Consider the following 13,483-nt stretch of genomic DNA (forward strand, 5'->3'; position numbering starts at 1 on the left):
GTTATTTCAATTGCTGTCTAATAAAAAAGGTGAGTCACCTCACCTTTTTAGATAACTTTATCCTAATATTTTAAATATATCTTCCTTTACTTCTGAAACTTCACGAGTTCCATCTACTTCCGCCATTACTCCTCTAGCTGTATAAAAATCAAATAATGGTGCAGTTTGAGCATGGTATGAAGCTAACCTGTTTACAACAGTCTCAGCTGTATCATCTTTTCTTATGATCAAACCTTCTCCACAGTAGTCACAGATATCTGTAGATTTTGGCGGGTTGAATTCCACATGGAAAGATGCTCCGCACTTAGGACATACCCTTCTCCCGGTAATCCTGTCTACGATCAGATCATCAGGGACATTTAGAGATATTACCCTGTCCAACGATATTTTCATATCTTTCATCAATTTTTCCAATGCCTCTGCCTGAGGAATTGTTCTAGGGAACCCGTCTAAGATAAATCCTTCCTTACAGTCTTCTTCAGTTAATCTATCTCTTATTATTCCGATAATAGTTGAGTCAGGCACTAATTTCCCTTCATCCATAAATTTCTTAGCTTCTAATCCCATCTCTGTTCCAGCTTTTATAGCTGCTCTCAAAATATCTCCTGTTGAGATTTGAGGTATATCGTATTTCTCTATTAGAAATTTTGCTTGTGTACCTTTACCGGCACCAGGTGCTCCAAATAACATGATATTCATTGAATAATCACTCCTTAAATTTATTATATTTTACAGGGCATTATACTATATATCTGTTATTTTTAACACCCCTTTATTTTCCCCGCCTAACTTTTAGCCTGCCTTCATTTTACTCATTTATTAATTGACTTTATCTCAGCTGTATTCTTTTATTAATTCCACTATATCCTTGCCGCAGCAGATTCCTTTTGGATTATTCCTCTCACAATCAGGGTTCATCATTGCTCCTGTGACTGCCACCACTTCTTTCAAAGTTTTCGCCCCTTTAAATACAGCACTAGCTATGTCTCCCTTGGTTACCTTGTCACAATAACAGATATATTCATACATCTTTTTCTCTCTGGGAGTTTTTATTTTTTTATCTCCTTTTAATTCTATCCCGGAATTATCTGCTGTATTTCCTCAACAGTCTTTTGCCGGCTCATCTTTTTTGCCTCTTTTTAAAGTCTCCAATAACTCCTTTACTTTTACCTCTATTAACTCTATACATTTTTCCTTATCATCTACATCCTCTAATCCAAAATTTACCACTTTATCTGCCATATGGATCGGACAATCTATGTTACATCCCATCTTTACCAGCACATCTAATTTACGAGGCAGGGTATCCATATCTTTAGGAAAATAACCCTCCATAGAATAACCCTTGGATTCCATTATTTTTTTCCCTGCTTCATTTAATTTTTCCGCCGGTTTTGTTCCTGCCGAATAGATCTCAAAAGTTCCGTCATTAAATTCATTCCCGAACCTTTCACCTATAATAGATTTAAAGGAATTTCCGTTACACACAAATGCTATTTTCATCTCCTACACCCCTTTTTTTTATAAATAATATTATTTATTATACACCAATTTAGTAAAGAATTAAAATGTTATCACCAAGTTACGCACAAAAATTTGTTCCTTCTAAAAAATTCCTCTTGCTTTTATATTTGAAACCGTTTATTATATAAGCAAATAATTAATTAGTTAAATACTTAAGGAGGCAAGAATGAATAACATTGATTTTCAAGCCAGAATATTCAAAGCTTTAGGTCACCCATTAAGACTGAAGATCTTAAAAAAATTAGTGAGCGGAGAACTCTGTGTGTGTAAATTAGTAGATGATACTGAATTTACCCAGGCAAACCTATCTCAGCATCTAAAGATTCTCAGCAATGCAGGTTTAATTGTCAAAAGAAAGGAGGGGAATTATTCCCACTACCGTATATCGGATGATAAAACTATCGATCTTTTGGCCCACTGTGAAGATATAGCTGCTAACTATATAAAAAAACTATTATAACAACCCTCTCTCGACTGTCGGCACTCTCCTTACTCCTCCCTTTTACAGTTTCTCTAAAAATAGAGAAACCAACGTAAATACTTCGAAGCAATTTCGATAGTTTCCTCTGATATCACATTTAGAAAATTCTTTTTAACTATAAGAATTTCCTAATATTCGTGACCTCGTGGAAACGACAACAAGAAAGGAGTTAAGACGAGGCAAGAGAGGGTAATTTGGAGGAAACATGAAGAAAAAATATGATTTAACCGAGGGGAATATCCTCTATAAACTGACCCTCCTTTCCCTGCCCATCATGGGGATGTCGTTGATTCAGATGGCATACAACATGATAGATATGATTTGGATTGGACGATTGGGAAATGGGGCAGTAGCTGCAGTCGGTACAGCTGGATTTTTTTTGAATTTCGGATTCGCAATAACTGCCCTTATCTTTATAGGTACAGGGATCAGAACATCCCAGTCTGTAGGAGAAAAAGATTATGAAAAAGCAAACTCCTACGCAGAAACTTCTATTATCAATACCATAGGTCTTATCACCGTCTTTATAGTTGGAATTTTAATTTTTCGATACCAGCTTATAGGATTTTTTAAACTAAACAACCCGGAAATTGAAAAGATGGCTGCAGATTATATGACCATCACAGCTTTTGGGATATTTTTTTCAGCCCTGTCATTGGTTTTCACCCGGATATTCAATGGCCATGGAGACAGTAAGACACCATTTTTAATAACCAGTATCGGGCTTATCTTAAATATCATCTTAGACCCCGTCTTAATCTTTGGATTATTCGGGTTCCCAAGGCTGGAAGTCATAGGAGCTGCCACAGCCACAGTCCTGGCCCAGACAATAGTTTCTACTATCTTATTCATCTATTTGAGAAAAAATTATAAGATATTTACCCATGGATTTACCTATGATATGAAAAAAACCAGGGATATCTTTAAAATAGGCACTCCCATAGCTGCCCAAAGAATTCTTTTCACAGGATTCTCTGTGTTCATAGCCAGGATCATAGCCAATTGGGGAGCAGATGCCATAGCTGTCCAAAGGATAGGGGTGCAGATAGAATCCCTTTCATGGATTACAGCAGGGGGGTTCCAGGGAGCACTGGCTGCCTTTGTAGGACAAAATTATGGTGCTAAAAAATATGACAGGATAAAAAAGGGGTATTTCAATGCCATTGGAATCATCTCTGTTTTAGGAATCTTTGTAAGTTTCATCCTGATAGTCTTTCCAGAGCCCATATTTCGGATATTTTTACAGGATGATCATATAGTCAGTTTAGGGGCTAGTTACCTGCGAATACTAGGTGTCTCACAGCTCTTTATGGTAGTTGAGATGACCACTGTAGGAGGGTTCCAGGGTATCGGAAAAACATTGCCTCCATCTATTGTAAGTATAATTCTTACAGGAGCCAGGATACCCATGGCTCTCCTGCTGTCGGCTACAGTATTGGAGTTAAATGGTATTTGGTGGAGTATCACAATCAGTAGTATACTCAAAGGGATAGCACTTCCAATTTGGTTTATGATCCATCTAAAAAGATTTAAAGAAGAAAAAAACTTAGTCACAAATTAAACAAATAAAGTAAATGGCACACGGATACTAAAGTATACACAGATTTAAAAGAAGTAAAATCAGATAAAAATCCAAGAAGACAATTAATCACAAAGAAAAGAGGAGTACCGAACCCTCTCTTTTGTTCTCCCCCTTTAATAAAGGGGGAGATGCTCAAAGAGTAGAAGGGGTTCTTTGTGCTGAAAAATATCTATGTAAATCAGATTTTAAAATTTGTGTAATTCGTGGTAAAGAAAAGGTTTTAAATTTAATCATTCATTATTCATTTTCAACTATTCATTGGGCTGAAAGCCGTCAGGGGGATATATATGCAAAACTTAATAAATATTATAAATGATAAAAAATTAAATAGATTCTTAACTAAGTGTAATTTTGGGATAGAAAAAGAAAATGTCAGGGTAGATTCCAGCGGTCACCTTGCCATGACAAAACACCCTGAGATCTTCGGAGATAAGTTAAAAAACCCATATATCACAACTGATTTTTCCGAGAGTCAGGTGGAGATGATTACCCCCTCCATGGACACCGTGGAGGAAACTTATAATTTCTTAGAGAGTTTACACGATATGGTGAGCTTGGAACTGAAGGAAGAATATCTCTGGCCGCAAAGCACTCCTCCATCCCTGCCAGCCGAGGAGGATATCCCTGTTTCTATATTTGAAGAAACCTGTGAAGGGAATCGTGCTCAAAAATACAGGGATTATCTGTCGAAAAAATACGGTAAACAAAAACAACTTTTATCGGGAATCCACTATAACTTCTCCTTTAAAGATGAATTTTTATACCTTTTACACAAAGAATCTAAAACTTCCGATTTCAAATTATTTAAAGATGAGATCTACCTGAAAATATCCAGAAATTTCTTTAAATACAGATGGATCCTCATATACCTGTTTGGAGCCAACCCGAGTATCCACGGTACATACAGCCGGAAATGTGTGGATATGCTGGATGAAGTAGCACCCGATTCATTCTCCTACACCTCAGGAAATTCCTTCAGAAACGGGATGTGCGGGTATAAAAACAAGGAAGTATTCAACATCTCATATAATTCCAGAGCAGAATATGTAAAAGACATAAAAAAATTGATCTCTCAGGAAAAATTAATCAATGAGAAGGAATACTACAGCCCCATCAGGTTGAAAGCTAAAGACAATACAAACTTATTGAAATCCATCGAAGAAGATGGGATCGAATATTTAGAGGTCAGATTATTAGATCTGAACCCCATGATAAAAACAGGTATCTCCATAGATCAGTTATACTTTGTACACCTGTTCCTGTTGTTCTGCCTGTTTACAGATGAAGACAGCCTCACAGAGAAGGAGATCTGGGAAGGGAATAAAAATCATGAGCTTGTAGCCCACTATGGCAGGAAAACGGATTTGGAGTTATTTAATCAGGGGGAATTTAAATTTTTAAAAGACCTGGGGTTAGATATAATTTCAAAGATGGAAAAAATTGTAGAGGACTTGGGAATTTCTGATTTAAATTATATAAATACCCTTAGGGAGGCTGTGGAATCATTTTACGACACCGACCTGCTTATCTCCAGCAAAATCGAAAGCGGAATCAGGGAAGAAGGATTTATAGATTTCAACCTGAATTTGGCTAAAAAATACTATAAAGAGAGCCTGGTTGATAACTTCGCCCTCCGGGGATATGAGGATTTGGAACTTTCCACCCAGATTTTACTCAAGGATGCCATCAAAAGGGGGATAAGATTTGAGATCCTGGACCGAAAGGAAAATTTTATTTCCCTGACTGTGGACGGGAAGACAGAATATATAGTCCAGGCTACTAAAACTTCCCTGGATTCATACAGTACAGTTTTGATCATGGAAAATAAATTAGTTACTAAAAAGATACTGGAAAAAAACAAGATAAAGGTTCCCAAGGGGGGATATTATACCAACTCAGAGGATGCTGTGGATGATTTTTATAGATATCAGGGGAGTAAGACGGTGGTTAAACCCAACTCCACTAATTTTGGATTGGGAATAACTATCCTGCCCAAGGATTTTACTCCAGAAGATTATCAAAATGCCCTGAAGTTTGCCTTCAAAGAGGATGATTCCATTCTGGTAGAGGAATTTATTGAGGGGAAGGAATACAGGGTTTTTGTCTTAAAGAATAAAGTTGTGGGAATCCTCCACAGGGTACCGGCAAATGTTGTAGGTGACGGAAAACACTCCATCAGAACATTGGTGGAGGACAAAAACAAAGATCCTTTACGGGGAACCGGCTACAAAAAACCCCTGCAGAAGATTGCTTTGGGAGAGGCCGAGGAGACATTTTTAGCCGGCCAGAACCTGAATTTTGACTATATACCTCAAAAAGATGAAACTGTATATCTCAGGGAGAACTCAAATATCAGCACCGGGGGAGACAGTATAGACTTCACCGATGATATTCTGGATGAATATAAGGAGATTGCCATAGATTCAGCCAGAGCTGCCGATGCTACCATCTGCGGTGTGGATATGATGATCAAGGATATCAAGGAACTTCCAAATGACAGTAATCACGGAATCATCGAGATCAACTTTAATCCCGCTATCCATATTCACTGTTATCCATATAAGGGTAAAAATAGGAAGTTAGGAGAGAAGATCCTGGATAGTTTGGGGTTTTAAAACAAAAAGGTAGAAATCAATTGTGATTTCTACCTTTTAAAATACCTTATCATCTTACTATCAGTTAATAGTCTAACCACAATTTCCCTTCTATATTATAGCAGTAAGAGTTTAAAAAATCTGAGTAAATCTGTACAATCCGCGACAGGAAAAAAACACCTGTGCTGTAGGAGTAGAGGTTTGTAAATTTGTGTAATTCGTGACAAAGAAAATTCTAAGGGTTCCGCCCTTAACGGGGTTCATTTCTCAGCTTGATCTGAGAAACAGAACCAAAGAGGATCAAGAAGGTTTATAATTGTCTTAATGAGTACGTCACGATTGTCATTGTAGGAACAGTACAGCTGAAGCTCAACGACTATAAACTTCATTTTTAGAGTCAAAATAAAAGTCGAGATTAAAAAAGTCAGATTCTAGTCAGCATCAAAAATAGGTTTTAAAAACCAAGAAAAAAGGATCTAAGAAAATTCTCAAATCCTTTCATATCTAACTTTTTAACTTAATAAGCTAACCAAGCTTTTCCTTCTGTACTATACGCTTCCGCACCAGTAGATTTCATTAAATATATATCAGCACCATCATCCGTAACTGGTGTAGTCCCTGTTTCACTCATAATAGAACCACTTGAAGTTGAAGAAAAAGCAACTTTTCCTCCGTATGTAAGAGCTGCGGCATCTGCAGCAGTTCTTGAGCCACCTATAGCTATACCTCCAGTAGAATCTATCAACTCATTAGATCTTTTATCTAGTTTACCTATTATCTCACTAAATTTGATAGCTGTCATAGTTGTTCCTGTTGTTTGAACCATTTTATCCAATGACAATATGCTTACCCCTGTTCTTGCTGCTCCTAATACTGCAATTGCCTTCGAGTCCTTAGCCTTTGCTAACTGCTCTCTTAACTTTGGTGCCAACGTTGTTGCCAATATTCCGATTATTGCGATTACTACCAATAATTCAATCAGCGTGAATCCTTTTTTCAATCTTTTCATATCCGTACCTCCAATAAAATTTTTTCTATGCTCTACCTTATCTTACACCAAAAAATAAAAAATCCTTTTTTTTTTGGTTTTTATCCTTGCAACTATTGTATTTTATATGATATCGGCAGTTTATGTCAAGGATATTAGGGTTTATTAGTAAAATTTAATTCTTCAATCCTTTTTACAATACCTTTTCCCGTGAATTGTACATATTAATTTTTCATCTTTTAATTCTCAATTAGTTTTATCTGTGTCATTGGCGGCTAAATATCTTTATTTTTAATTTTTAATTGTTAATTCCTAATTGATAATTGTTAATCTTCCTCTTCCCTATCTCCCTGTATTTTTCATCCTTGGAATTCTCCAGGATCTTCCAGTATTTAACAGCCTTCTCCAGATCCTTCTTATCCCCTAGTTTTTTATACTGCTTTTCATATAGGTACGCCACTATACTGGTCAGAAGATCATCCCTGGTCTCATTCACTACCCTTTCAAAATTTACCATCAATCCTTCCATATTATTTTTAGAAGCTGCCATCATCCCTGCAAAATAGTTTTTTAACACCAGATCATCTGGGTTATACTCTATTCCTTTTTCATATATCTCACTGGCCAGATCAAACCTTTTGTAAATTTTAACAAGTGCCAGTATACTCCCGCTGAAATTATAGTTAGTCACAAAATAAGGGTCTAAATATGCCATCTCATCAGAGTTGTCCTTTATCTTTTCTATGGTTAGGTCCGGGGTTCCTCCCTCTCCCACGGTCAATACCTGATCGACCCATATAAATGCTGTCCCGGCTTTCTTCATTCCCATAGTCCGCAGGAGGAGGGTATTCTGACTCATCCCATCTGTTCCCCTGTACCCGCTTTTCACTAAGACATCTTCATCTTTTTTGAGATATGGATTTAACCAAAATAACAAACCCAAACATCCCAGGAGTATATATATTTTACTGTCTTTTATCACTTACACCACAACCTTTTTTTCTTTTTGTCACGAATTTATAAAATCAAAACCTTCCAACGCAGAGTTTTAGAGATCACAAAGGTTCTCAGAGTTGAATCTTTTCTTCTTGGTTTTAAACCCTATCTTTGACGCAGACTAAAATCTGACTTTATTTTTGGACTTTCACTTGAAGTTTATAGTCGTTCTACTTCAGCAGTACTGTTCCTACAATGACAATCGTGACAGAGGTTATTGCTTCGGCTTCTCTATTTAAGAGAAACCATAACGAGGAAGCTCAAGAATTTTCTTGAACTTTTCTATCACTTTTTTTTGACTTTAATCCTTTTTCTAGGTGTTACCCTACTTCACAGTAGATTTTCTACTAAGTCGTCCAACAGAATAAGTTCCACAGTGAAACGAGGACTGTAGCTGTAAAAAGACGTAAATCACCTCTGACTTACCCCTATAACATCATTTAGAAAAAGTCTGCTTTTCTTTGGTTCGTTTCTTTTTCAGATAAAAAGTAAATGAATCCGTATTAAAGATGGAATCTTTAGAACCTTTTTTTGACGCAGATTACACAGATGAACACAAAATTAAATTCAAAATATTTTTTACCGCTAATATTCACTAATGCTCACGAATAAAACCTTTGTTTTTAGGTTTTAACCAAAATAATTTCATATCTTTTTTCGCATACATTTGCGTCATTCGTGGTACATTTTTGATCTTAATTTTCAATTATGAATCTTCGATTCATCACAGTCTTTTCTTTTCAAAAGCTATATTGGTAGCCACCACAACACAGGTTATATAGACCGCTGCATAGCCAATAATCAATAAATAATCGGTATCCGCCGGTTTCAAATAATCCCTGTAATTTAACAGGTTAAACTTAGGCAGGATAATATACAGCAGATCCAATATCCATTGAAATACACTCCCATTTAATTTTTCTGAGAGGGCTTTTATCTCCATAACCCCATGTCCCAATATATAGGCAAATAAGGTAAAGATTGTAGAGGTCACAAAGGAATCAGAGATTATGGAAAAAAATATTCCTAAACTGCTCACGATAGACAGTTTTAATCCTATAAAAAACAATGCACGTATATACCACCAGTCAAATTCTCCCTTGGTATACAGAACCAATCCCAATATTCCTCCCATGACAAACACATTGCAGAATACAGAATAAATCATCCCTAGGTTTAGCCCCATAATATATTTGGATTTAGTCACAGCTTTGGTCAGAACCAAATAGATAGATTTTTCAGCCACAGCTTTTATCACATAGGTAGAAGATATATATACGGTTATCAGCATTATCAGAATTTCCGTAAGAAATAATCCACCATCCCGAATAACTCTCCCCCCCTCGTAGAGGGCTACCTCATCCAATAAGGTGGTAAGGAATATGGATAGAACCCCAAAATAGAGGATCCCGTTAAATACCTTATTAGATATGTTTTCTTTCAGTGTATACTTCCCAATAGTCAGCACTTTTTTCATTTTACTTCTCTCCTACTGTTTTTATAAAATGATCCTTCAATAAAAAATCATCCTGTTCCAACATAACTTTTTTCATATCCAATACCTCTACTAATCTGCCTTTATCAATTATAGCTACCCTGTCCGATATACTGGCTACATCCTCCAATATATGGGTATTAAAAAATATCGTGGTTCCCTTGGATTTTAATTCCAATATTATTTCTATTACCAGTTCACGGGCCAGGGGGTCCAACCCTGACATGGGTTCATCTAAAAATAACAGTTTAGGGTTATTTAAGATGGCCTGAGCTATCCCAACCTTTTGCAGCATCCCCTTGGAAAACTTCTCCAGCCTGTCACCCTTCCTGGAGATCAGACCTAGCTTTCTTAATATTACTTCTATTTTTTTATCTAATTCACCCTTGGGGATATTATAGAGTTCCCCATAATACCTCATGAGATCTATGAGCTTAATACTCTTGGGATAGTAGGAGATTTCCGGCAGATAACCTACTTTCTCAAAATCCATCCCCTTTAATTCTTTCTTTCCAAATACCTCTATCTCGCCCTTATCCGGTTTCATCAATCCTAAGATACACTTCAGTGTACTTGTCTTCCCTGCTCCATTGAGCCCTATTATGGAAAAAATATCTCCTTCCTTTACATCAAAGGAGATATTTTCCACCCCTGTACTCCCATTGGACCCTTTTATCTTTTTAAATATATCCCTCTCCTTATAATCCAGGGAAATATTTTTTACAGAAATAACCTTTTCCATCCTTCTACTCCTTTTTTATTATCCCACCATATCCGACATCTTAAATAACGGCAGGAACATAGATATGATCAAAATTCCTACTCCCACTGCCATAAATAAAATTATTAGAGGCTCAAAAGCAGAAAGTAAATTTCTCACAGCTTCCTCCAATTCCATCTCGGTAAAATCCGCTACTTTTTCCAAAATTTCAGATAATTGTCCACTCTCTTCCCCTACCTCTATCATGTCCGTTACCATAGGCGGGAATTGTCCGCTGTCTGCCAACGGTTTATATATGCTGGCTCCATCTCTTATACTATCCTTTGCCCCTAATATGGCTTCTTCTATCAGTGTATTTCCCACGATCTCACCAGATATATCAAAGGCCATAAGAATCGTCACCCCGCTGTTTAAAAGAGTAGACATGGTTCTTGTAAACCTGGCCATGGCTGTCTTTCTCACAAATGTTCCCATGAGCGGCATTTTTAATAGAAGAACATCAAAAAACCTCTTCCCTTTAGGTGTCATCATGGATTTTTTTACACCATAGAAAATTCCTCCCACTCCTGCAAAGAATAGATACCAATATTTAGAAGCAATCTCACTGGCTCTCATAACCATCCTGGTAAGCAGCGGCATTTCTACCCCTGTTCCTTCAAACAGCAACATAAATTTCGGGATTACAAAGGCAAGCATGAGAAACATTACAACCATAGCAGTAAAAAATACTATGGATGGATAGATCATCGCTCCCTTTACTTTCCCCTTTATCTCTTCAGATTTTTCCAGGGATGTGGCTACCTTCAGGAGCACCGAATCTAACATCCCAGATGCTTCTCCTGCTTTTACCATACTTATATATAATTTATCAAAATATTTAGGATGTTTGGCTAAACATACTGCCAGGGGCATCCCTGCACTTATCTCCTCCCTTACCTGGGAGATGACTGCTTTTAATTTAGGTTTTTCAACCTGGGATTCCAGAATTTCGAAACATCTGATAAGCCCTACTCCTGCATTTATCATGGTGGACAGTCCCCTTGTAAAGACTGCTATATCCTTAGCTTTCACCCTTTCAAACATCCCGTTTTTCATACTAAAATTAGTCTTTTTAGTTGATTTTACAAGGATTAATTTTTCCTGTCTCAATATTTTTCTGAGTTCTATAGGAGATTTAGCTTCCGTCTCTCCGTTAACTTTTTTACCACGACTATCCAAGGCAGTATATTTATATAACATGATTCACTCTCCTGTCTGTTATTTTTTTATGACAGCGTGACTCTCATCACCTCGTCCAAACTAGTCACTCCTAATATAGCTTTTTTCATCCCTGACTCCCTCAAGGTGTCCATACCTTTTTTTACCGCCAGATCTTTTATCTCTATACTTGTTGTATTTCCGGAAATAAGATTTTTCATCTCATCATCTACTTCCATTATTTCATATATAACACTTCTTCCCTTGTAACCTGTATTATTGCATTTTCCGCAACCGGATCCTATTTGAAAACTCATACCTTCATAATCATTTTTATTCAGATCCATAGCCATTAATTTATTGGCTGCTTCTCCATCCTTTCCTATACAATGAGGACAAATTTTTCTGACTAATCTTTGAGCTATAACCATAGATATAGAAGCTGAGATCAAAAATGGCTCTACACCCATATTTAATAATCTATGGATGGAACTGGGTGCATCATTGGTATGAAGGGTCGATAGTACCAAATGTCCTGTCAGGGCAGCTTTAATAGAGATCTCTGCAGTTTCTCCGTCTCTTATCTCTCCCACCATTATAATATCCGGATCCTGTCTCAAAAAACTTCGAAGGGAAGCAGCAAAGGTCAGCCCTATATCCGGCTTGCACTGTACCTGATTTATTCCTTCCAGTTCATATTCCACCGGATCTTCTGCTGTAGATATATTTACATGTTCCTGATTTAATTTATCCAATATAGAGTATAGAGTGGTGGATTTCCCGGATCCTGTGGGTCCTGTCACCAGTATAATTCCGTATGGATTTTGAATAACTCTATTTATTATTTCCAATGCTTTTTCATTATAACCCAAACTGGACAGATCCAGTTTCACCGATCCTCTATCCAGTATTCTCATTACTACTTTTTCCCCATGGATAGTTTTTAGAGTAGACACACGAAAGTCAACCTGTCTATCTCCCATTTTTATCCTGAATCTTCCATCCTGCGGGAGTCTTTTTTCTGCGATATCCAGGTCACACATAATTTTTATTCTCGAAACTATTGCATTCATAATATGCTTAGGCATCTTTTTTACAGTTATTAACAGTCCATCCAATCTATATCTTATTCTTATCTCCTTATCATAGGGTTCTATATGGATATCACTGGCCTGCAGTTTTACAGCTTTTACTATTATAGCATTTACACCCTTTACCACAGGTGCACTATCCGACCCCAGACTGCTAACTATATCTTCGTCTTTATAGTTACTCTCAATCTCTATATCTTCCTCTGCAAATTTATTCAATTCGTCCAATACACTGTCCGTTTGAGTCTCTGTTTTCTCATCTCTTTTATGGATATATTTACCCAAATATTCCATTATATTGGATTTCATGGCAAGTACCGGTTTAATAACCATGTTGGTTTTCATCTGCAATTCATCTATCAAAAAGGTATCTTTTGGATTTTCCATGGCTATCATGAGTTTTTTTCCATTTATCCGCAATGGCAGGACAATTTTTTCCCTCATATACTCTTCCGGCAGGACTGCCAACACATCTAATTTCAGATCTTTTTCATCTATTACTTTTACATTTACTTTATTTTGCTCACCCAGGGCACCCAGCATATTTTCCTCATCTAAATAACCCATCTCTATTAAAATTTCTCCTAATTTTTCCCCAGTTTTTTTTTGTTCTTCCAGGGCTTTTTCCAAAGCATCTCTGGTTATCAATTTTTTCTCTATTAGTATCTCTCCGATCCCCATCCTTCTTTTTACTACTACCATAATTTTCCCCTCTGTTCACATCATAACTTATTTTTTCTATACCTTATATATTATATTATAATGATATTTTTTTCTACCCCCTATGTCCAATTAACTCTTTTTTTCTGCATCG

General features: G+C 36.7%; 12 protein-coding genes. 3 read left to right on the top strand and 9 right to left on the bottom strand.

Going from position 1 to position 13,483, the window contains the following annotated elements; all coding sequences use genetic code 11:
* Nucleotides 1-57: 57 nt before the first annotated feature.
* From DYH56_RS11710 to DYH56_RS11720, 3 genes are all read right to left on the bottom strand, one after another.
* On the bottom strand, nt 58-699 hold the full coding sequence (locus tag DYH56_RS11710; RefSeq protein ID WP_114643060.1) for an adenylate kinase: 642 nt from the start codon (nt 697-699) through the stop codon (nt 58-60).
* Between the two features lie 135 nt (nt 700-834).
* Nucleotides 835-1,029 (bottom strand): (2Fe-2S)-binding protein, encoded by a 195-nt coding sequence (locus tag DYH56_RS11715; RefSeq protein WP_114643061.1) that lies wholly within the window; start codon nt 1,027-1,029, stop codon nt 835-837.
* A gap of 72 nt (nt 1,030-1,101) precedes the next feature.
* Nucleotides 1,102-1,503 (bottom strand): arsenate-mycothiol transferase ArsC, encoded by a 402-nt coding sequence (locus DYH56_RS11720; RefSeq protein ID WP_114643062.1) that lies wholly within the window; start codon nt 1,501-1,503, stop codon nt 1,102-1,104.
* Between the two features lie 187 nt (nt 1,504-1,690).
* On the opposite strand from DYH56_RS11720, the gene DYH56_RS11725 reads away from it, so the two are divergent.
* The 3 genes from DYH56_RS11725 to gshAB all read left to right on the top strand — a co-directional run bounded on the left by DYH56_RS11725 (nt 1,691) and on the right by gshAB (nt 6,202).
* Nucleotides 1,691-1,984, top strand: a complete 294-nt coding sequence (locus DYH56_RS11725) for an ArsR/SmtB family transcription factor (RefSeq protein ID WP_114643063.1) — start codon at nt 1,691-1,693, stop codon at nt 1,982-1,984.
* Nucleotides 1,985-2,210: 226 nt separating this feature from the next.
* The gene (locus DYH56_RS11730) at nt 2,211-3,566 is read left to right on the top strand and encodes an MATE family efflux transporter (RefSeq protein ID WP_114643064.1); all 1,356 of its coding nucleotides are present in this window, start codon (nt 2,211-2,213) and stop codon (nt 3,564-3,566) included.
* A gap of 308 nt (nt 3,567-3,874) precedes the next feature.
* Nucleotides 3,875-6,202: a bifunctional glutamate--cysteine ligase GshA/glutathione synthetase GshB gene (gene gshAB / locus DYH56_RS11740; RefSeq protein ID WP_114643066.1), complete on the top strand. Its 2,328-nt coding sequence runs from the start codon at nt 3,875-3,877 to the stop codon at nt 6,200-6,202.
* Between the two features lie 496 nt (nt 6,203-6,698).
* On the opposite strand, the gene DYH56_RS11745 is transcribed toward gshAB, so the two are convergent.
* The 6 genes from DYH56_RS11745 to pilB all read right to left on the bottom strand — a co-directional run bounded on the left by DYH56_RS11745 (nt 6,699) and on the right by pilB (nt 13,371).
* Complete coding sequence (locus DYH56_RS11745) at nt 6,699-7,190, bottom strand: pilin (protein WP_114643067.1); 492 nt, start codon at nt 7,188-7,190, stop codon at nt 6,699-6,701.
* Nucleotides 7,191-7,467: 277 nt separating this feature from the next.
* Nucleotides 7,468-8,106 (bottom strand): tetratricopeptide repeat protein, encoded by a 639-nt coding sequence (locus DYH56_RS11750; RefSeq protein WP_147269614.1) that lies wholly within the window; start codon nt 8,104-8,106, stop codon nt 7,468-7,470.
* A 783-nt stretch (nt 8,107-8,889) separates the two neighbouring features.
* Nucleotides 8,890-9,642 carry an ABC transporter permease gene (locus DYH56_RS11755; RefSeq protein WP_114643069.1) on the bottom strand — a complete coding sequence of 251 codons (753 nt, stop codon included), beginning with the start codon at nt 9,640-9,642 and terminating at the stop codon, nt 8,890-8,892.
* 1 nt (nt 9,643) lies between these two features.
* A complete protein-coding gene (locus DYH56_RS11760; protein WP_114643070.1) occupies nt 9,644-10,402 on the bottom strand; it encodes an ABC transporter ATP-binding protein in 759 nt (252 codons plus the stop codon).
* Between the two features lie 18 nt (nt 10,403-10,420).
* Nucleotides 10,421-11,620, bottom strand: a complete 1,200-nt coding sequence (locus tag DYH56_RS11765) for a type II secretion system F family protein (protein ID WP_114643071.1) — start codon at nt 11,618-11,620, stop codon at nt 10,421-10,423.
* Between the two features lie 26 nt (nt 11,621-11,646).
* Complete coding sequence (gene pilB, locus DYH56_RS11770; protein ID WP_114643072.1) at nt 11,647-13,371, bottom strand: type IV-A pilus assembly ATPase PilB; 1,725 nt, start codon at nt 13,369-13,371, stop codon at nt 11,647-11,649.
* Nucleotides 13,372-13,483: the final 112 nt, after the last annotated feature.

Origin of the sequence: Psychrilyobacter piezotolerans (assembly GCF_003391055.1) — a bacterium.
Classification (GTDB): domain Bacteria; phylum Fusobacteriota; class Fusobacteriia; order Fusobacteriales; family Fusobacteriaceae; genus Psychrilyobacter; species Psychrilyobacter piezotolerans.

Excerpts from the sequence above, each read along its gene's own strand:
- DYH56_RS11710 (WP_114643060.1), bottom strand. The coding sequence starts at position 699 with ATGAATATCATGTTATTTGGAGCACCTGGTGCCGGTAAAGGTACACAA.
- DYH56_RS11715 (WP_114643061.1), bottom strand. The coding sequence starts at position 1,029 with ATGTATGAATATATCTGTTATTGTGACAAGGTAACCAAGGGAGACATA.
- DYH56_RS11720 (WP_114643062.1), bottom strand. The coding sequence starts at position 1,503 with ATGAAAATAGCATTTGTGTGTAACGGAAATTCCTTTAAATCTATTATA.
- DYH56_RS11725 (WP_114643063.1), top strand. The coding sequence starts at position 1,691 with ATGAATAACATTGATTTTCAAGCCAGAATATTCAAAGCTTTAGGTCAC.
- DYH56_RS11730 (WP_114643064.1), top strand. The coding sequence starts at position 2,211 with ATGAAGAAAAAATATGATTTAACCGAGGGGAATATCCTCTATAAACTG.
- gshAB (WP_114643066.1), top strand. The coding sequence starts at position 3,875 with ATGCAAAACTTAATAAATATTATAAATGATAAAAAATTAAATAGATTC.
- DYH56_RS11745 (WP_114643067.1), bottom strand. The coding sequence starts at position 7,190 with ATGAAAAGATTGAAAAAAGGATTCACGCTGATTGAATTATTGGTAGTA.
- DYH56_RS11755 (WP_114643069.1), bottom strand. The coding sequence starts at position 9,642 with ATGAAAAAAGTGCTGACTATTGGGAAGTATACACTGAAAGAAAACATA.
- DYH56_RS11760 (WP_114643070.1), bottom strand. The coding sequence starts at position 10,402 with ATGGAAAAGGTTATTTCTGTAAAAAATATTTCCCTGGATTATAAGGAG.
- DYH56_RS11765 (WP_114643071.1), bottom strand. The coding sequence starts at position 11,620 with ATGTTATATAAATATACTGCCTTGGATAGTCGTGGTAAAAAAGTTAAC.
- pilB (WP_114643072.1), bottom strand. The coding sequence starts at position 13,371 with ATGGTAGTAGTAAAAAGAAGGATGGGGATCGGAGAGATACTAATAGAG.